Source organism: Bifidobacterium sp. (assembly GCF_050874245.1).
GTDB lineage: Bacteria > Actinomycetota > Actinomycetes > Actinomycetales > Bifidobacteriaceae > Bifidobacterium.
Genome location: NZ_JBNMKH010000019.1, coordinates 1 through 18,174 on the forward strand (window position 1 = coordinate 1; position 18,174 = coordinate 18,174).

General features: G+C 61.0%; 12 protein-coding genes. 2 read left to right on the plus strand and 10 right to left on the minus strand.

Translation table 11 applies throughout. From position 1 onward, the window contains the following. A partial coding sequence (locus ACR0P8_RS03495) for an MFS transporter (protein ID WP_432623716.1) occupies nt 1-804 on the plus strand: 804 nt, incomplete at its 5' end. A 100-nt stretch (nt 805-904) separates the two neighbouring features. Here the strand turns inward: ACR0P8_RS03495 and galK are convergent. From galK to ACR0P8_RS03510, 3 genes are read right to left on the minus strand one after another with little or no spacing between them, the layout of a single operon-like run. Next, a complete protein-coding gene (galK, locus tag ACR0P8_RS03500; protein WP_432623718.1) occupies nt 905-2,155 on the minus strand; it encodes a galactokinase in 1,251 nt (416 codons plus the stop codon). A gap of 26 nt (nt 2,156-2,181) precedes the next feature. Then, nucleotides 2,182-3,432, minus strand: a complete 1,251-nt coding sequence (galT, locus tag ACR0P8_RS03505; protein ID WP_432623720.1) for a galactose-1-phosphate uridylyltransferase — start codon at nt 3,430-3,432, stop codon at nt 2,182-2,184. 6 nt (nt 3,433-3,438) lie between these two features. After that, nucleotides 3,439-4,242 carry a DeoR/GlpR family DNA-binding transcription regulator gene (locus tag ACR0P8_RS03510; RefSeq protein ID WP_217063566.1) on the minus strand — a complete coding sequence of 268 codons (804 nt, stop codon included), beginning with the start codon at nt 4,240-4,242 and terminating at the stop codon, nt 3,439-3,441. A 194-nt stretch (nt 4,243-4,436) separates the two neighbouring features. On the opposite strand from ACR0P8_RS03510, the gene ACR0P8_RS03515 reads away from it, so the two are divergent. Beyond that, nucleotides 4,437-5,585: a quinone-dependent dihydroorotate dehydrogenase gene (locus ACR0P8_RS03515; RefSeq protein WP_432623722.1), complete on the plus strand. Its 1,149-nt coding sequence runs from the start codon at nt 4,437-4,439 to the stop codon at nt 5,583-5,585. 146 nt (nt 5,586-5,731) lie between these two features. Here ACR0P8_RS03515 and ACR0P8_RS03520 read toward each other — a convergent pair whose 3' ends face one another. From ACR0P8_RS03520 to ACR0P8_RS03550, 7 genes are all read right to left on the minus strand, one after another. Then, entirely contained in the window at nt 5,732-6,856 is a 1,125-nt protein-coding gene (locus ACR0P8_RS03520) for an NADH:flavin oxidoreductase/NADH oxidase (protein WP_432623724.1), read from the minus strand. 221 nt (nt 6,857-7,077) lie between these two features. Beyond that, nucleotides 7,078-9,414, minus strand: a complete 2,337-nt coding sequence (locus tag ACR0P8_RS03525) for a transglycosylase domain-containing protein (protein ID WP_432623726.1) — start codon at nt 9,412-9,414, stop codon at nt 7,078-7,080. A 115-nt stretch (nt 9,415-9,529) separates the two neighbouring features. After that, nucleotides 9,530-10,270, minus strand: a complete 741-nt coding sequence (locus tag ACR0P8_RS03530) for a Crp/Fnr family transcriptional regulator (protein WP_432623728.1) — start codon at nt 10,268-10,270, stop codon at nt 9,530-9,532. Between the two features lie 98 nt (nt 10,271-10,368). Further along, the gene (locus ACR0P8_RS03535; RefSeq protein WP_432623730.1) at nt 10,369-11,538 is read right to left on the minus strand and encodes a lipoate--protein ligase family protein; all 1,170 of its coding nucleotides are present in this window, start codon (nt 11,536-11,538) and stop codon (nt 10,369-10,371) included. Beyond that, nucleotides 11,538-12,404 (minus strand): NINE protein, encoded by an 867-nt coding sequence (locus ACR0P8_RS03540; protein ID WP_432623732.1) that lies wholly within the window; start codon nt 12,402-12,404, stop codon nt 11,538-11,540. The genes ACR0P8_RS03535 and ACR0P8_RS03540 overlap by 1 nt, the downstream gene beginning before the upstream one ends. A gap of 208 nt (nt 12,405-12,612) precedes the next feature. Continuing rightward, complete coding sequence (locus tag ACR0P8_RS03545) at nt 12,613-13,653, minus strand: 3-isopropylmalate dehydrogenase (RefSeq protein ID WP_432623734.1); 1,041 nt, start codon at nt 13,651-13,653, stop codon at nt 12,613-12,615. A 170-nt stretch (nt 13,654-13,823) separates the two neighbouring features. Continuing rightward, nucleotides 13,824-18,173 (minus strand): InlB B-repeat-containing protein, encoded by a 4,350-nt coding sequence (locus ACR0P8_RS03550; RefSeq protein ID WP_432623736.1) that lies wholly within the window; start codon nt 18,171-18,173, stop codon nt 13,824-13,826. Nucleotide 18,174 lies beyond the last annotated feature (1 nt).

The window sequence follows — 18,174 nt, forward strand, 5'->3', positions numbered from 1 at the left end:
TCCATGATCGCCAAGTTCTTCTCCGGCGACGAGAAGGCCACGCTGATGGGCTTCAGGTCCGCGTTCGAATCGCTGGGCCAGTCGCTGATGACCCTGGCCGCGGGATTCCTCGTGCTGCTCAGCTGGAACAGTTCGTTCCTCGTCTATTTCCTTGCAGTGCCGATTCTGGTGTTGTTCGTGCTGTTCGTTCCGAAGGAACCGAACGATCCGACGACCGATGGTTCCGCGCAGGCCCAGGACGGCAACGCCAAGCAGTCGGTGAACGGCCCCATCCTGCTCATCACCGTGTTCCTGATCGTCGCCGTGACCATGTACATCGGACTGACCACGCGTCTGTCGTCCGTGGTGACCGGCTCCGGCTTCGGCACGATGCAACAGGCGTCCACATTGCTGAGCGTCATGACCATCGGCGGTATGCTCATGGGATTCGCGTTCGGCCTGATCAACAAGGTGCTGAAGGCACAGACGCTGACGGTCGGCCTCGCCGCGTTGGGAATCGGATCGTTGATCATGTTCTTCGCGCCGAATTTCACGGTTCTGTGCGTCGGCGCGCTGATCGCCGGTATCTCCTACCCCACCATGATTTCCTATACCTTCAACCAGATTTCCGAGGTCTGCCCGAAGGGTTCGGATACATTGTGCACGTCGGTGGTGCTGGTCGGCTGCAATTTCGGCGCCTTCACGGCCCCATACACGCTGAAACTGGTCGGCGGTGTCTCGTTGAGCCAGCCGTATCTGGTCTACGGCATCGTGCTGCTGGTCATCGCAGCGGGATACGCCGTGTACCATCTGGTCCGCAAGTAGGCCGGAAACAGGCAAAACAAGCCGAAAACAAAACGCGCGTTGGCGCACATCTTTTTTACGGACGTGCGCCAACACGCGTTTTCGTTATCGGGTTTTGTGATCAGGCCTCGCGGCTTGCCGCGGCCGCGGCGTATGCCGGCAGGGCGCGGGGCGCGTTGAAGCCTTCCTTTTCGAAACGGTCGGCGATCTTCTGCGCGATTTCATGACCCTGGCCCTTGTCGACCAGCGCGATGATGGAGCCGCCGAAGCCGCCGCCGGTCATGCGGGCGCCATACGCGCCATTGGCACGGGCGACCTCCACTGCGATGTCGAGTTCCGGCACGGTCACTTCGTAGTCGTCGCGCAGCGAATCGTGCGACGCGTTGAACAGCTTGCCTGCCGTGGCGATGTCGCCGGCGGCGAAGGCGTCTACGAATTCGTCCACACGGGCGATTTCCGTCACCACGTGGCGCACACGCTTCTTCATGGTCTCGTCGTCCAGCTTGGCGAGCACATCGGCGAGTGCCGCCTGCGGATCGTCCGCGGCTTTGATCGCTTCCGCGGTGACGCGCAGATTGGCGACTCCCAGCAGGGCCGCGGCGGCTTCGCAGGTGGAGCGGCGCTGCGCGTACTGGCCGTCGTTGAGCTGGTGCGGGGCTTGGGTGTCGAGTACGAGCAGTTCGAGGCCATACTTGTCGAGGTCGAATTCCTTCGGTTCGACGCTTTCCACCGCGGACAGGCCCGGCTTGCAGTCGAGTCGGATGGCGTGTCCGAGCGAGCAACGCATGGAGGCGTTCTGGTCGAGTCCGCCGGTGGAGGCGCCGGCCATGTCGTTTTCGGATTTGATGGCGGCGTTGATCAGCGTCACGCGTCCGGCGTCGGTCGAACCGTAGCCGAGACCGTACACGTCGTCTAATGCCAAGGCGGTGGAGCAGGTCATGGCTGCGGAGGAGCTTAGGCCCGAGCCGAGCGGCACACAGGAGGAGAAGGCCGCGTCGAAGCCCTGCACGGCGTCGAAGCCGGCTTCGCGCAGCGCCCAGGCCACGCCCACGGGGTAGGCGGCCCAACCTTTCACTTCCCCGGCTTCAAGTCCGTCGAGGTCAGCTTCGGCCACTTCCTCGGGATCCACGTCGGAGACCACGTTCACGTGGGTGTCGTTACGCGGCTTGAGTGCGATGAAGGTACGGTGAGGCAGCGCGATCGGCAGGCACAGGCCTGCGTTGTAGTCGGTGTGTTCGCCGATCAGGTTGACGCGTCCCGGGGCCGCCCAGATGCCGGCCGGATTCTCGCCGTAGGTGGCGCGGAACAGGTTGGTCGCGACTCTCACGCCCTCGTCATGCGAGAGCGGTTCGATGAATTCAACATCAGTCATTGGTGTTTCCTTTGCCGTTGTGCGTTTCAGCCTTCGATGTCAATCGGGCCGAGTTCGTGGAAGCGCTTGGCGATGAGCTCCGGAGTGGTGTCGGACACCCATGCGGCCATGCCGGATTCGGAGCCGGCCAGATACTTGATTTTGTTGGCGGCGCGGCGGAACGAGAAGAACTGCAGGTTGAGACGGTAGTTCTCGCGGCGCTTGTCGTGGATCGGGGCCTGGTGCCAGGCGGCGATGTACGGCAGGTCCATGCCCTTGCCGTCGCCCTTGTCGAAGAATGCATTGCCGCGCTTGAGCAGTGTGGAGTACATGACGGCCAGGTCCCAGCGTTCCTGGTCGTTGAGCTCGTCAAGGGTGAGCACGTCGCGTACCGGGGCCACATGCACCTCGAGCGGCCAACGGGCGGCTGCCGGCACATAGGCGACCCAGCTGTGGTTGCGCATGACGATGCGCTCCTCGGCTTCGATTTCGGCGTTCATGAGGTCCTTGAGCAGGTTGCCGCCGGTCTTCTCATGGTAGGCTTCGGTGTGCCGCAGCTCGGCCTCCATCTTCGGCGCGATGAACGGATAGCAGTAGACCTGACCGTGCGGATGGGCCAGGGAGACGCCGATCTCCTGACCGTGGTTCTCGAACGGGAAGATCTGTTCGACGCCTTCCATCTTGGAGATTTCGGCGGTGCGGAAGGCCCACGCCTCCACGACCGTGCGCAGGCGGGAGACCGGCAGGTCGGCCGGCAGACCGTTCTCGTCGGGATCGAAGCAGATCACTTCGCAACGTCCGGCCGCCATCTTCTTCTCCCACAGCGGGTTGCCGTCGACGTATTCCACGGCTTCGGAACGACCCGGCACGCGCACCATCGACGGGAAACGGTTTTCGAACACGACCACGTTGTAGTCGGTGTCCGGCACTTCGCCGTCCTGGTACGGGTCGCCCGGCTTGCGCGCGGCCAGCGGATTACCCTTGGCCGTGGCGCCCGGGCCTGCGGTGATCGGGCGGTTCATGCGCGCGGTCGCCATCGGAATCCAATCGCCGGTCAGCGGATCGCGGCGCATTTCCGGAGCCGCGTACGGCACTTCCTCGCCCGCGGCGTTGAGCTGGTTGGAGAAGCGGTACGGCAGCTGGCGCGGATCCTTCAGTTCGCGAGTCTTGGCGCCGGAAACGTATTCCGGATCGTCATCAAGGTAGAAGAAGTCGCGTCCGTCCGCGAGCGTGGTCGGCGTGATGCGGATATGCTTCTTCGCATATTCCCCCGGAGTATAGTTGACGAAATCTGCCATATGTGATCATTCACCTTCCTGAACCGGCTCGGTCTGGTGCGCCAGCACGAGCTCTTTGACCAAATCCCTTGTTTTCGCCACCGAATCGGGATCCAACCCGTCATCGGTGATGACCGTATCCACCTGGTCGAAGCGAGCGAACAACGACAATGACGTGCAGCTCCACTTGGTGTGGTCGGTCAAGATTATCGTGCGGTCGGCGATGTCCATCATCGCCATATCCGTTGCGGCCTCCAGCGAATTCGGCATGAGGAAGCCGCGTGGAATGGACACAGAGTGCGTGCCCAGGAAGACGGTGTTGACGCGCAGCGACGCCACCACTTTGTCGGCGATCGGTCCAACGAGCGAGTTGGAGCGCGTGGTGACGCCGCCGGTGACGATGACTTCCACATCCTTCGATTCGAGTGCTTGCACCAGCTCCGCGACCGGAATGGAGTTGGTGAGGATGGTGATGCCCGACGATTGCTGCGATTCAAGCAGATGCTGCGCGAACACGTACGCCGTGGTGCCGCCGCCGATGGCGATCACGTCGCCGGGAGCCACGTATTTGACGGCTTCCTGCGCGATGGCATCCTTCAGACCGATGTCCATCTGCGATTTTACGGAGAACAACGGTTCGCTCAGCAGCGTGCTGGTGCTGACGGCGCCGCCGTGCACGCGCTTCAGCAGTCCCTTGTCGGCCAAGTCGGCGATATCGCGGCGGATGGTCATGGCGGAGACGCCCAGCTCTTTGGACAGCGCGGTGATGCGCACCGCGCCGCGGGTGCGCAGACGGCTCAGAATCAAATGCTGACGTTGTGACGATATCATGTGAACATTATCGCACATGTTCACTCAAAAATAAAACCGAGTTGAGCGTTTCGCCTGTTTTTCACGCAAACCCACGTCGCAATCGCCTGAAATTCAGCACAAACCACACAAAAGCGAACATGCCATGCCACCCAATCAAAGCAGCCCCAAGTCCGTCGTGCGAAACCGACGAAAACGTGCGAGAATAAGGAACCATGACATACGTTTCCGAAAACTTTTGGCACGACGCCGTGAACAAAGCCACCACCGACCTCTTCACCTTCGGCTACAAGCACATCGTCAAGCCGCATTTCGTCTTCAACCACACGCCCGACGTGGCGCACAGCCAGATGATCGAATTCTGCAAGGTCACACGCAACATTCCGCCGCTGATGTGGCTGTGCCGCGAGATGCTCGACTACACCGACCCGGTGCTGGAGACCAACGTGATGGGCGTCGACTTTGCCAATCCGTTCGGCCTGTCCGCCGGCCTCGACAAGGATTGCGAGATGCCGGTGCTGCTCGACAACGTCGGCTTCGGCTTCGAAACGGTCGGTTCCACCACCTCCCGTCCGTGCCCCGGCAATCCCCGTCCGTGGTTCCATCGTCTGCCTGAATACGATTCGATGATGGTGCACGTCGGCTTGGCCAACGAAGGTTCCGCGGTGGTGATTCCGCGTGCCGAGAACGCGTGGACGAAGGCCAAGAGCATGCAGGTTTCGGTGTCCATCGCCCGCACGAACGACGGCAAGACCGGAGATTTGGATGAGGGCATCGAGGATTACTGCATTTCGATGCGCCGCGCGGCCGGCCGCACCGCCATGGTCGAAGTGAACATCTCCTGCCCGAACACGATGGCGGGCGAACCGTTCAACGAAAACCCCGAGGCACTCGACAAGCTGTTCACCGAGCTCGACAAGATTGACCGTCCGCAGCCAACGCTCGTCAAGATGCCGTTGAACAAGACGTGGCCTGAATTCAAGGATTTGCTGGACGTACTGGCCGAGCACAATGTGCAGGGTCTGTCGATAGCGAACCTGCAGAAGGACCGCACCGGCATGAACATTCCGCGCGACTGGGAGGGCGGTCTGTCCGGTTCGCCTTGCTACGCGGCCAGCAACGAGCGTATCAGGCAGGTCTACCGCGAGTATGGCGACCGGTTCGCGATCGCCGGCATCGGCGGCGTCTTTACCCCTCAGCAGGCGTATGAGAAGATTCGCAGCGGCTCGTCGTTGGTGATGTTCATCAGCGCCCTCATGTACCGCGGTCCGCAGCAGATCACCGTATTGAAGCGCGGGCTCGCCGAACTGCTCCGGAAGGACGGTTTCGAGCATGTCAGCGAGGCAGTCGGCGTCGACGCGTAGGCCTCGCAGGGTTTGTAATCGCGATTATCAAAGCGATCAAGCGGGCGCCAAGCCGACAAAAGAGGAGTCGGCAAGGCGCCCACAAATGTTTACCCGCAAACATTACCCGCAAACATTGCCCGCAAACAGGGAAGGCCGCGATGCGATCAGCGGAAGGCGCCGCGCAGATATGGCGGCTGGTATGGGACCTTGTCGACCGGCACATCCAGCTTATACGCGGCGCGTAGCGGCCAGTACGGGTCGCGCAATGCCGCCCGACCGATCTCCACGGCATCCGCCGCACCCGATTTCAGAATCTTCTTGGCCTGCTTCGGCTTGGTGATAAGGCCCACCGCGGTGGTCGGAATACCGGCGCGCGACCGCACCTGTTCGGCGAACGGCACCTGGTAGCCGGGCTTCACCGGAATGGTCACGTCGGGAATCAGACCGCCGGTGGACACGTCGATCAGATCCACGCCGTGCGCCTTCAGGATCTTGGACAGGTCGACGGTCTGGTCGAGATCCCAGCCGCCCGCGGCCCAATCAGTGGCGGAGACGCGGACCAGCAGCGGCATGGTCTCCGGAATGACGGAACGGATAGCGTCCACGACCTCGACCAGCATGCGGGCGCGGTTTTCGAACGTGCCACCGTATTCGTCGTCACGCCTGTTGATGAGCGGATCGAGGAACTGGGACAGCAGATAGCCATGCGCCGCGTGGATCTCCACCGCGTCGAAGCCGATGTCCGAGGCGCGCCAGGCGGCATCGCGGAACTGCCCGACGATGGCATGGATCTCGTCGACGCTCAGCGCGCGCGGACAAGCCAGCGCTCCATATGCGTCGGCGCTGGGGCAGACCGTCTCCCAGCCTCCGTTCTCCTTTGGCACGCTTCGGCCCTCAAAACCAATCGGATGGCAGCCCGTGGAGCCTTTGCGCCCCGCATGGTTGAGCTGCACAGCCACCGCCGCTCCCGTGGCCTTCACATCGGAGACGATCCAGCGCCATGCCTCCATCTGCGCGTCGTTCCACAATCCCAAATCGCAAGGCGAAATGCGGCCTTCCGGCGAGACGGCCGTCGCTTCCATGATGATCATGCCGAAGCCGCCCATCGCGCGCGACACATAATGCTGGTAGTGGAACGGCGTCGGCCTGCCGTCCTGCGCCAACGCGGAATACGTGTCCATTGGCGGCAGCCAGATGCGGTTGCGCATGGTCACGCCACGCAACGTCATCGGGTCGAACGGCCTGATGGTCCCGTCCTTCTTGCCGTCGTTTTTCTCACCCTTGCCCATCGTCATCTCTTTCTTCGGAAAATCGTAAAAACCATCGATATCGCGCCGCGCTTCCAGCGAATGACGCCAGTGGAACCAATAGAGCCGGATGGAACCAATGGGGCGACGCTACTTGCATTGTAAGCAGAACGCCCGCCTGTTGGGGCGGGCGTTCATGGACTGTTCACTTTGCCTGTGACGTGCGCATCGCGGACACGACGGAACCGCGATTCATCGCGAAGTCACTGTTGGTTCTGCGTGGTCTGCTGTCCCTGCGTCGTCTGCTGCGATTGCTGGGACTGCTGATTCTGAGTCGATTGCTGCGACTGCTGAATCGACTGGTTCTGCTGTTGGATGATGGTCGACTGCTGTTGCGTCGGCGTGGTCTTCTTGCCTCCTCCGATCGGCGTGACGCTACTGGAGGTCGCGGAATACTTGGACGCCGCCTGGCCGTAATCGTTGTCAATAGGCAGTTGCTTACGTTCGGCGTACGCGTTCATGAAGTCACGCCAAGCCGGAGCCGCGATGGTCGAACCATCCCAATAGCTGTGATACTGGCCGTTGATGGCGATGTTCGCGATCGGGTTCTGCACGGGATTCTGCACGTCGCCGACCAGCACGAACGTGGCGATCTGGTTCGGGATGAAGCCGCCCGTCGTCACGTACTGGTCCTCATGGGTACCGGTTTTGGCGAAGGTCTTGCGATTGTTCGCGAGCTTCGCCACCTGGCCGGCGCCATCCGCACGGACCACGCCCTGGTTCATGGCCCAGGCAAGGGTCTGGATGATTTCCGGATCGACCGCCTGATGGCAATTCGCCGACGGCACCTTCAGATCGTCGCCGTCCACCGTGGTGACCTTCTTCAACGCGATCGGATTGCACTGCACGCCGTTCGAGGCGTACACGGCGAAGATGCTTGCCATGGTCAGCGGGGAGACGTTCACGTTGCCCACCAGCATTGCCGGAACGAAGGACGACGTCTTGTCGAGCGTCTCGCCGGTGTAGGCGTCGTGGTAACCGAGTTCGGTCGCCGTGTCGGCGATCTTGCATAGGCCGATGACGGAGGCCATCGACGCCTGCGTGGTGTTATGGGATCGCGCCAAAGCGAGTGCCGGGGTCTCGGGGTTCACGGTGTTGTTGGTGATGGCGTTGGTCAGCGACCATACGTCCGTGCCGCCCTTGTACCGGTCGCACGCGAACAGGGATGTAGGGTATCTGGTCGTGGTCTGAAGATTTTCGTTGACGGAATGTCCCGCTTCCATCCATGCGACCAGGTTCACCGGCTTCCACGAGGAGCCGATGGAGAAGCCTCGGCCACCGCCGTCCACGTAGTCGACGGCGTAGTTCATGGCGTCCTTCGTCTGGTCGGTCAGGCCGGCGTCGGTCGCATCGTACGTACGGTTCAAGCCGAATCCCAGCACTTCGCCGGTGCCTGGTTTGACCGATGCCATGACGATCTCCATTCCGGAGGGGTCCTCCGGAGGAATCGTCTTCCGGGCCGTCTCGTTGAGCAGCGTGTTGGCGTCGAGGTCGAGCGTGGTGACGATTTTGAGGCCGCCCTCCTTGAGGAGCCGTTCACGGTCCTCCTGGGTCTTGCCGAATTCCTTGGAATTCAGGATCTTGTGCACGACGTAGTCGCAGAAGTATCCGGCATCGTATTCGGCGGCCATGCAGCCGGTCGAGTTGGACTGCAGGTTCAGGGTGTCCTTCAGCGGCGTATTGACGGCTTCCGTGTACTGCTTGTTCGAGATGTAGCCTTGGTCGCGCATCAGCTGGAGCACGATGTTCCGTTGCTTTTCCGATTCCTTCTGGTTCGCTTCGACGGACGGGTCGTAGGAATTCGGGTTCTTGGTGATGGCTGCGATGGTCGCGGCCTGCACCACGTTCAGTTTGTCGGCCGTGGTGCCGAAGTAGCGCTTGGCAGCTGCCTGCACGCCGTACAGGCTGTTGCCGCCGAACTGCGCGATGTTGAGATAGCCCTGCAGGATCTCGGCTTTGGAGTATTTCTTCTCCAGCTGCACCGAAATCAGCATTTCACGCATTTTGCGGGCGATGGTGTCTTCGGACGCATGGTATTGGGAGATCGGGTCGTTGTCTTGGGAAGCCTGCATGATCAGGGCGTTCTTGACATACTGCTGCGTCAGCGACGAACCGCCCTGCTGGTCGCCGCCTCTGACGTAGGTCTGGACGAACGCACGGAACACGCCCTGCACGTCCACGCCTCCGTGTTCGAAGAATCGCTTGTCCTCGCGGGCCACGACGGCCTGCTGCATGACTTTGGAGACTTTCTTCAACGGCACGACCTCGCGGTTCTGGTCCCAGAATTCCGTGATCTTCGTCTTTCCGTCGGAGGCATACATGGTGGATTTCTGCGGAAGGCTGGTCACATCGAAGTCGATGCCTTCTACCGCGAGCGATGGAACGACGGCTTTGACCACGTTATTGGCACCGAACACGGCGGGAAGGAAGAAAATACTCGTCACGATGCCGCCGCCCACGCATAGCATGATGTATGCGACTACCAGGGCGAGCACGCGTTGAACGGTCAGGGTCTTCTTCTTTTTGGGCATGACGCCCATTCTAAAGTGGCGGGTCTACTAAACGCACACGCGCCAACAGACGTCACGGGTTTCTCACAAAACCGCCGTTTTCGCAGAAAAAACTGGGAATCAACCGAAAATTATCTGTGCGAAATTATCTGCGCGATCGACGAATCAGCATGCCCGGCTGGTAGATGATGATAGACCGGCCTTCCCTGGCTATCCACCCGCGGTTGGCGAAATCCATCAACGCCTTGTTCACCGTTTCACGCGAGGAGCCGACGAGCTGCGCCATCTCCTCCTGCGTCAAATCGTGCGGAACCTTCAAACCCGCTTCGACCGGCTCGCCGAACCGCGATGCCAGGTTGAGCAGCGTTTTGGCGAGCCGTCCGGGAACGTCCATGAACACCAGATCGCAGATGCGCTCGTTGTTGCTGCGCATGCGGTGGGCCAGCACCTGCAGCATGTCCACGGCCACACGCGGATGCTCGTCGAGCCAGGCGAACAAAGCGTCGCGTTCCAGCCAGACGACGCGCGTGCCGTTGGTCATCGCCACCGCCGAAGCCGTGCGCGGCCCGCCATGCGGGTCGAACACCGGAATCTCGCCCAAAACCTCGCCGTACGCGTGGATGCTCAGCAGCTGCACGCGCCGGTCGGAGGCCTGCCGGATCAGCTTGACGCGCCCCTCCTCCAGCAAATACATGCGATGGTCGGTATCCCCTTCACGGAAGATGAAATCGCCCTTGGAATATTCGGCGTGACGCAGGTGCGGCAGCAGCTCCTCCGCCTCTTCGGGCGAAACCTGCTTGAACAACGCGGTGTGCAACAGCGTCTCACGTTCATCGTCGAAACCGTCGAAGCCATTGATTCCGTTGACTCCATTCGGGGTGACCATCGATGTGCCTCCGTTCCGACGCGCTTTCGTTGACCCATCGTCGGCGTCCATCCAATGTCTGCCAAGACGGACGCCTTCGACCATTCGGGCTTATCGGGCTATATTGTAACTCGCCTGGCGGCGTCGACCAGCCACTCAACCACCTCGTCGCGGCTCATGCCGGTCTGCGAGCGCATGGGATCGACACGTTTCACGGCGGATTTCACCGCCTTGTCGGACATTTTCTCGCGTGACACGTTCAGTACGCGTGTCATTTTCTCCGCGTCGATGTCGTAGGCGAGCGTGACGTGGTGCAGTATGGCGCCCGGACCGCCGTTCATGGGTGCGAAGCGGCGTTGCGCGGCTCCGCCGAGTTTGCCGTGTTGGGTGGCGATGTCGTTGATTCCGGCGAAGCGGACGTCGAGGCCGAGTCCGCGCAGGGCTTCGACGAGCCAGTGGTCGCAAAGTCTGTAGGATTCCTCGATGCTCATGCCGTGGGCGAAATCGAGCGGCGCATATAGCGAGTATGTGATGGTGTTGCCCGGTTCGATGAACATCGCTCCCCCGCCGGTGCATCGGCGTACGATTTGGAATCCTTCCTCGCGCGCGGTCCGCACGTTGACTTCGTCCTCAAGCGATTGGAATCTGCCGATGACCACGGCCGGAGCGGCCCATTCCCAGATGCGCAGGGTAGGTTCGCGGGTTCCTTCGGCCACTTCCCGAGCCCAGGTGACGTCGATGTCCATCTGCTCCTGCGGACTTCGCGGAATGTCGTGCACAATCCGCGGTCGCAGCGCACGCCATCGTTGCGCGTATTCGCCTTGGTTGCCATCCGCTTCGGGCCGCACGTTTTGTTGGCGTGCTTCCGATGCCTTGCTACCGGCGCGCTTCTTTCCGTACGTGCCGTTGGTCGATGCTGTGGTCGCGAAAGGACCATCATCGCCATCCGTCATGTCGTTGATCGCTCTGCGGAATGCGATGGCGATGCCTTGCGCGTCCATGCCGACGATGCGCACGTCGGTATGGTCCAGCATCGTTTTTTCGATGGCGATGGATGCTGCTTCTTCTGCCGCCGTTGGTTCGTCGGCATGTTCGACGGCGCATCGTTCCAACGTGGTTTCCATGGAACGTAGCATCCGTTGTGTCTCGTTTTCGTCGCCGTCGAGGAAGAAATCGCCATCGATATGGCATTCGACGGCGCTCGTGCCGTCCGTTCGCAACGTATGGGGAAACCGGACGGTGACTCCTATGAGTTTGCCGCCCGGCTGTTTGTAGAGTCCTCGGGCCATCAATCCTGCAGCTCTACGCCTTTGCCGTCACGATGCCATTGGGAACCCGTATGGGAGGCGAGGATCATGATGCCTTCCACCAGGCCCCAGATGCCGGAGATGGCCGGGCCGATGACAATGACCCAGCCGATGAGGGTCAGCAGCAGCTGCGCGACGGCTTTGCCGGTGTTGCCCAGGTAGAAGTTGTGCACGCCGAAGCCGCCGAGGAAGATGCCGAGCAGTCCCGCGGCCAGTTTCGACTTCTGTGAGTATCCCATGGGGACGGGCTGGCCGTAGGCGGGCTGTTGCGTGTAAGCGGACTGGTTGTAGGACGCATAGCCTTGCTGGCCGTAATTCGGCTGGCCATAGGCGGGTTGGCCGTAGGATGGCTGACCGTAGGACTGCTGGCCGTATGCGCCGTTGGGATCGTAGGGCAAATCCGGAGCGGCCGGCTGCTGGGACGGCTGCGCGTACTGGCTGTAGGACGATGCGTTGGAATCGTAGGATGAAGCCGATTGGCCGGAATTTGGCTGGTCATAGGTCGGCTGATTATAGGACGGCTGCTGGCCGTATGCCGATTGTCCGTAATCCGGTTGGGCATATTGGTTGTAGCCGGATTGAGCGTACGAGCCCGCGTTGGAATCGTAGGACGGAGCCGACGATGCGGGCTGGCCGTAAGGCGGTTGGTTGTAATTCGGTTGCGGCTGCTGGCCGGAATCGACGGGCTGGCCGTAAGGCGAGACGCCCGGCTGCGTTTCCGGACCGCGCATCTGCGCATCGCTTTGCGCGGAACCGTACGTTTGGCCAAAATCGGCCTGGGTCGCATCACTCGACGTTGGATTGTTGATTTGACCGTTGCCGTTGAAATCGGCGTTGTTATCACTCATGCCTCAACAGTATCCTAAGGTTTGCCCGTTTTTATGCGGTTTCACCGTAAGGTGCCCCTGAAAAATCCCTGAATATGCGAAGACGCCCGCCGATTCGGGAAACCCCTTTTCGGCGGACGTCTCACAAGACGGGACGGGAATCGGAATCATCCGATTCTTTGGATGTCCAAACCGTCACATGCTGTCACATGTCGTCGCATGCCATTGCTCACATGCGCGCCAGGATGTCGCGGCCGACCTCGTCGGTGGAACGCGTGGTGGAGCCGAGCTCTTCGATGTCGGCTTCCACGGCGGTATGAATCTTCTTGGCGGCATCGTCGAAGCCGAGATGCTCGAGCAGCATGGCGGCGGACAGGATGGCTGCGGTCGGGTTGGCCTTGTTCTGTCCGGCGATGTCCGGGGCGGAACCGTGGATCGGTTCGAACATGGACGGGTATTCGTTGGACGCGTTGATGCAACCGGAGGCGGAGTATCCGACGCCACCGACCACGGCACCGGCTTCGTCGGTGATGATGTCGCCGAACAGGTTGTCGGTCAGGATCACGTCGAAGCGGGACGGGTTGGACACCAGGAAGATGGTGGTCGCGTCGATGTGCAGGTAGTCGTGGGTGACCTCCGGGTATTCCGCGGCCACCTTGTCGACGACGCGCTGCCACATGTCGCCGGCGTTGACGAGCACGTTCTTCTTGTGCACGAGGGTCACGTGCTTCCTGCGCTTCATGGCCAGCTGGAAGGCGTAGCGCACCACGCGCTCCACACCGTAGGCGGTGTTGATGGACACTTCGGTGGCCACCTCGTTCGGGGTGCCACGGCGGACGGCTCCGCCGGCGCCGCAGTACAGGCCTTCGGTGCCTTCACGCACGACGACGAAGTCGATGTCGCCCGGGTTGGCGAGCGGCGAGGTGACGCCCTTGTACAGCTTGGACGGACGCAGGTTCACGTACTGGTCCAGGTCGAAGCGGAGCTTGAGCAGCAGGCCGCGTTCCAGAATGCCGGCCTTGATGCGCGGGTCGCCAACGGCGCCCAGCAGGATGGCGTCGGTCTTCTTGATGCGCTCCTCTTCCTCTTCCGGAAGGATCGCGCCGTCACGCAGGTAACGCTCGGCACCCAGGTCGAAATGCTCGTACTCGAATTCGGCGACGCCTTCTGCCGCCTTCTCCAGAGCCTTCTGGGCCCACGGAGTCACTTCCTTGCCAATGCCATCGCCCGGAATGACGGCGATGGTGTACTTCTTTGCAGAATCACTCATAGCACGCGACTCTAGTCAGTGATTCATCTATCGGACCAAAACAGCTCAACAAATGGACAGCCCATTTTGCCCACACACTTCGGCCCCATTCTCGCAACGTCATCAATGCGCATGTGGGCGCCGCGAATCAAACGTCCGCGACGCCCACATGCGCATGAATCATGTCAGGCTCAATCAATCCAAGGAGTGGATTCCTTGGTGATCGATCCGAAGTCGGTATTCGGGAACTTGCCCGGCTGCCGGACCACAGCTTCGAACATGGCCAGTCCGTTGAGCCCGGCGTCGGTATCAGCGTACACACCGGTCGTCGTTGCAGACCCCGTGCCGGAACCAGCCGTTACAGACGGCGGCTTGGCCACAGTTCCCGCCTTCGTCCACAGCGCGTACACAGTGCCGTCACGGTCAATCGGCATCAGCGATCTGCCGTCCTCGTCGAACGAGAGGACGCTGGTGGTGAACGCATCGTTGCGGACGGTGCTCCAGCCTTGGAATTCATAGCCGTCAAGCACCGGAACGTTCATCTGATCCTTTGTCGGGGAAATCAACGGATCGCCGTCGTAGACCTTCTGGGCCGCATACAGTTTACCGGCATCTTTTCCATCTGGCGCGGCACCGCCGTTGAGGTCGAATGTGATGGTCCACTGGTGTGCGGTGCGTGCCCACTGGGCATACAGGGTCACATCCGCAGTCACCTGCGTGCTGAAATCGTATGCGGTGCCGCCGGTCGGTTCGACGCTCCATCCGGTGAGCTTGTACTCGTCGCGGGTGGGCGCGGGATCCGGCGCCACGGCCTGGCCTCCATTATCCACGGTCTGCGACGGAACGTCCGTTCCGCCTTGGGAATCGAAGGTCACGGTCCAGGTCTTCACCCACTTGGCGTACAGGGTCAGATCGCCGGTCACCGCGGAGTCGGGCGCATAGTCGTTCTGGCGTGCCGTGTCGGTGGTCCAGCCGGCCAGACGATAGCCGTCGCGGGTAGGTGCGGGGTCCGGAATCGTAAGCCGTTCACCGTTTTTGACGAACAGCGTCATGCTTTGCAACGCAGTCGGCGGATAACCCGCACCGTCGCTAAGGTTCAGCGTCACGGTACGGTAGGTTTCGCCGACATCCGACCACTTGGCGTACAGGGTCAGGTCGCCGGTCACCGGCGTGCCGAACCCGTATGGCTTGGTGCCGGCCTCGTCGGTGGTCCAACCGACAAACTCCTTACCGTCAAGAGTCGGATCGCTTGGTTTCGCCACCGTCTGTTCATACTGCACGCTTGCCGAGGCAACGGATGTTCCGCCGTTCGTATTGAAGGTCACGGTGTATGTGTTCGGCGTCCACTGCGCGTACAGCGTCACGTCCTTGGTCACCGGCGTGCTGAAATCGTAAGCAGTGCCATCGGACTTGCTCGCGCTCCACCCTGTGAACGTGTATCCTTCGCGGGTCGGCGCAGCCGGTATCGAGGCTGCTTCGCCATCGCCAACGAGCTGCGTTTCGACCGCGCTGCCGCCGGTCGTGTCGAACGTGACTTTGTGAGCTTCGGCCCACTGCGCGTACAGCGTCACTGGAGCGTTGACCGGAGTGCCGAACATGTACGGCTTGGTGCCGGCCGCGTCGGTGGTCCAGCGCACGAACTTGTAGCCGTCTTTCGTCGGCGCGGCCGGTTCGCTCGCCGTACCGCCCACTTTCACGGTCTGCGCGCCCACCGACGAACCGCCTTGCGTGTTAAAGGTCACGCCGGTTGCAGCCACCGGATGCGCGTATATGGTCGGATCGCCACTCAGAATCCAGAATTCCGCGGTACCCTCATCCGGATTTCCGGCCGGCACGTTGATCACGGATTCGGGAATCTGACGGTCGTTGTCGTCGCAGTCCTTGCCCGTCCATGACGAACCGCCGTTACGGATGATGAACCAAGGATCGCGTACGCCCTTGCCGGTCTGTGACAGCTTGTATTCCGCCACTTCGCCGAAGTCGTCGTGCCCGTTGAACGGTGTGGCCACGCCGCTGGTACTTTCCTTGTACCAGCTCCACAGATCCCAGCCCTTCCAGGTGTCGGACTCCATATCGTAGTCCTGGTATCTGCCATCGGCACGGTAATAGTGCAGTTTGATGGTCAGCGTTTTCGGGTTCTTGATGTCGTTCGGCTGCGGCGTGGCGGCCGGTGACGCCTTCTCTGGAGACCTGTCGGAAGCGGTTTGCGGCTGGTTGCCGTCCACCCATGCCTCAATGGCGCCGTCAACGTACGCGTTGGCGAATTTGTCGAGTTTCCACGTGCTCGCCGAGTAACTGTCCTCGGTTCCCACGGATGCGGCCGTGGCCGTTTCGCCATCGACGATGCGGAATCTCACCTGGCTTTGAGCACCATCCACATAGCCTTGCGCGATCTTGCCGAAACCGTTGCCAGTCGCGCCGAACGGAAGATACGTGGACTTCGTCTGATCATCCGTCCACACCTGCACACCGGTGGCGTGTTCGCCGACGGAATCGGTCGGCTTGAAGTTGACGGTCACCTTGGTCTGACCGGCATGCTGACTGGCGTATGTGCGCGCGTATGGCACGCCACGGTTCACGGTGCCGTCGCATACGTTGACCATGGTGTCGCCGACCTGCGACTGATACCACCCGTTACCGTCCGGACGGTCCGTGTCCGCACCTTCGGCGAAGTAGAACTTCGCCGCCGCGAGATTCGCACCTTCCGGCAGATTGGCGCTGTACCAGCCATGCGCATCGGTGGAATCCGCGGCATCCACGGCCTTCATCGATATGCGCTGTTCCGTGCCGTCGGCCTTCTGATAGTGCAGTTCCGGCACGGCGACATCATCCCGCTTCGGCTTGTAATACACGGTCAGCGTCTTGTCGCCGATCAGCGTGCTGTTCGGCGAATCACTGTATTGCGGCTCATACTGTCCCTTGCCGGAATCGCTTTCCGCCGCGGCGCCTTGATACAGTGCGATTGCGCTGCGCTTGCCGATGGTGGTTTTGATATGTCCGTCGGACACTGTCACCGTCTTCGAACAGTCGCGTGACGCATACACATCGCAATACTTTCCATCGGGCAGTTTCGTCGTGTAATCCACGTCATGATCCTGCAAGGTGTTGTTGATGGCCATGAAACCTTTCGCCGTCGAGGAACCGTCGGCGGCCCTGTCGAATGCGATGTTGTTGTCGCCACGTTCCTGCCAATTCGTCACTTTCGTGCCGTTGACGGCGTTGTGGAAGCGAATCATGCCTCGGATCGACGTCCAACGCTGCTGGCAGTTCCAGTCACCGTAGGTCATCTGCGTCGGATCCTTCGATGTGGCGCATGCCTCGTTCATGTCCACGTACGGCACTTTGGTGTCGGACGTGTCCTTCACTCCATCGTCGTATTGCGTGGATTTGTCGAAGTAGTAGTCGGATAGAATCTTCGGATGTCCGTAGTCGTAACCGAGCATGAACGCGTTCGCAAGCTCATAGCGGGCGCCGGATGTGGGGCTCAGCGTTTCAGAGCCGCGGGCGCTGTCCCAGTTCGCCACGAACACTGTGGCGTCGTCGGAGCGTTTCAGCAAATCGGAGGTGATGTATTTCAAGTCGGTGATGGAGCCGTTGAAGTCCTTGAGCAGCGAATACGCGTAGGAGAATTGGGTCACTTCGCCATTCTTCTCGTACCGTTCGGGAGCGAATTTGCTTGATTCACCCTGATGGTAGATCACTTCCTGCGACCACGGGAACGACTGGCCATTGATGTCGGCCTTGTCCATGAATTTGCGTTTGATGGCTGCGATGTCGTCCGGATCCATATGCTTGGCGGAGTCGATGCGGAAGCCACGCACGCCATCCTGCCACAACCGGTTCAGATAATCGGCCTGTATGTTCTGCACGCGTCCGTTGCCCGTATTGATGTCCCACATGGTGGACAGTCTGCAGTTCCATACCTCGTCGGCGTTGGTGTAGTCGGAGATATTGTCGGAGACGTTGGACTTGCAGGTGTGGAAGTCCCCGCTTGGCAGACCGTACTGGTGGTTGTTGCCGCTTTCCTGGTACTGGTAGAGGCCTTGCGTGCCGCCTTCCGCATACGGGTCCATGCTTGGATAGCGCCCGTAGGATCCGTTGTATGCGGTGCCGTCCACGCCATATTGGTCATCCACCCAGGACACGTCATGACCGGTGGTGTGGTTGAGCACCACGTCGGCTATCACGTCCACACCGGCCGCGTTGCACTGTTTGATCATGTTTTTCAGCTCATCCTCGGTACCGAAGCGCGAGTTGAGCTTGTAGCTGACCGGCTGGTAGACGGTCCACCATTGTGTGCCCTGCACGGATTCCTGTGGCGGGGAAATCTGCACGTATTTCACGCCTTCCGGCCCGTATGTGTTCGTGCATTCCTCGGCCACGGTCTTCCAATTCTGCTGGAATGCGATCACTGTCACGTCGGTCGCCGCCGGTTGTGTGGCGTACGCGACGGCTTGCGAGCCAAGCCCCGCGCAGGAAAGCGCCAGTCCGATCGCAGCGGCCGTGATGCGGCGTGCAGTATGGTGCACATGCTGGTTCATC

Bases quoted from the DNA above. Each gene is read 5' to 3' on its own strand.
- ACR0P8_RS03510 (WP_217063566.1), bottom strand. From the start codon at position 4,242: ATGATATCGTCACAACGTCAGCATTTGATTCTGAGCCGTCTGCGCACC.
- ACR0P8_RS03520 (WP_432623724.1), bottom strand. From the start codon at position 6,856: ATGGGCAAGGGTGAGAAAAACGACGGCAAGAAGGACGGGACCATCAGG.
- ACR0P8_RS03540 (WP_432623732.1), bottom strand. From the start codon at position 12,404: ATGAGTGATAACAACGCCGATTTCAACGGCAACGGTCAAATCAACAAT.
- ACR0P8_RS03525 (WP_432623726.1), bottom strand. From the start codon at position 9,414: ATGGGCGTCATGCCCAAAAAGAAGAAGACCCTGACCGTTCAACGCGTG.
- ACR0P8_RS03535 (WP_432623730.1), bottom strand. From the start codon at position 11,538: ATGGCCCGAGGACTCTACAAACAGCCGGGCGGCAAACTCATAGGAGTC.
- galT (WP_432623720.1), bottom strand. From the start codon at position 3,432: ATGGCAGATTTCGTCAACTATACTCCGGGGGAATATGCGAAGAAGCAT.
- ACR0P8_RS03550 (WP_432623736.1), bottom strand. From the start codon at position 18,173: ATGAACCAGCATGTGCACCATACTGCACGCCGCATCACGGCCGCTGCG.
- ACR0P8_RS03530 (WP_432623728.1), bottom strand. From the start codon at position 10,270: ATGGTCACCCCGAATGGAGTCAACGGAATCAATGGCTTCGACGGTTTC.
- ACR0P8_RS03545 (WP_432623734.1), bottom strand. From the start codon at position 13,653: ATGAGTGATTCTGCAAAGAAGTACACCATCGCCGTCATTCCGGGCGAT.
- galK (WP_432623718.1), bottom strand. From the start codon at position 2,155: ATGACTGATGTTGAATTCATCGAACCGCTCTCGCATGACGAGGGCGTG.
- ACR0P8_RS03515 (WP_432623722.1), top strand. From the start codon at position 4,437: ATGACATACGTTTCCGAAAACTTTTGGCACGACGCCGTGAACAAAGCC.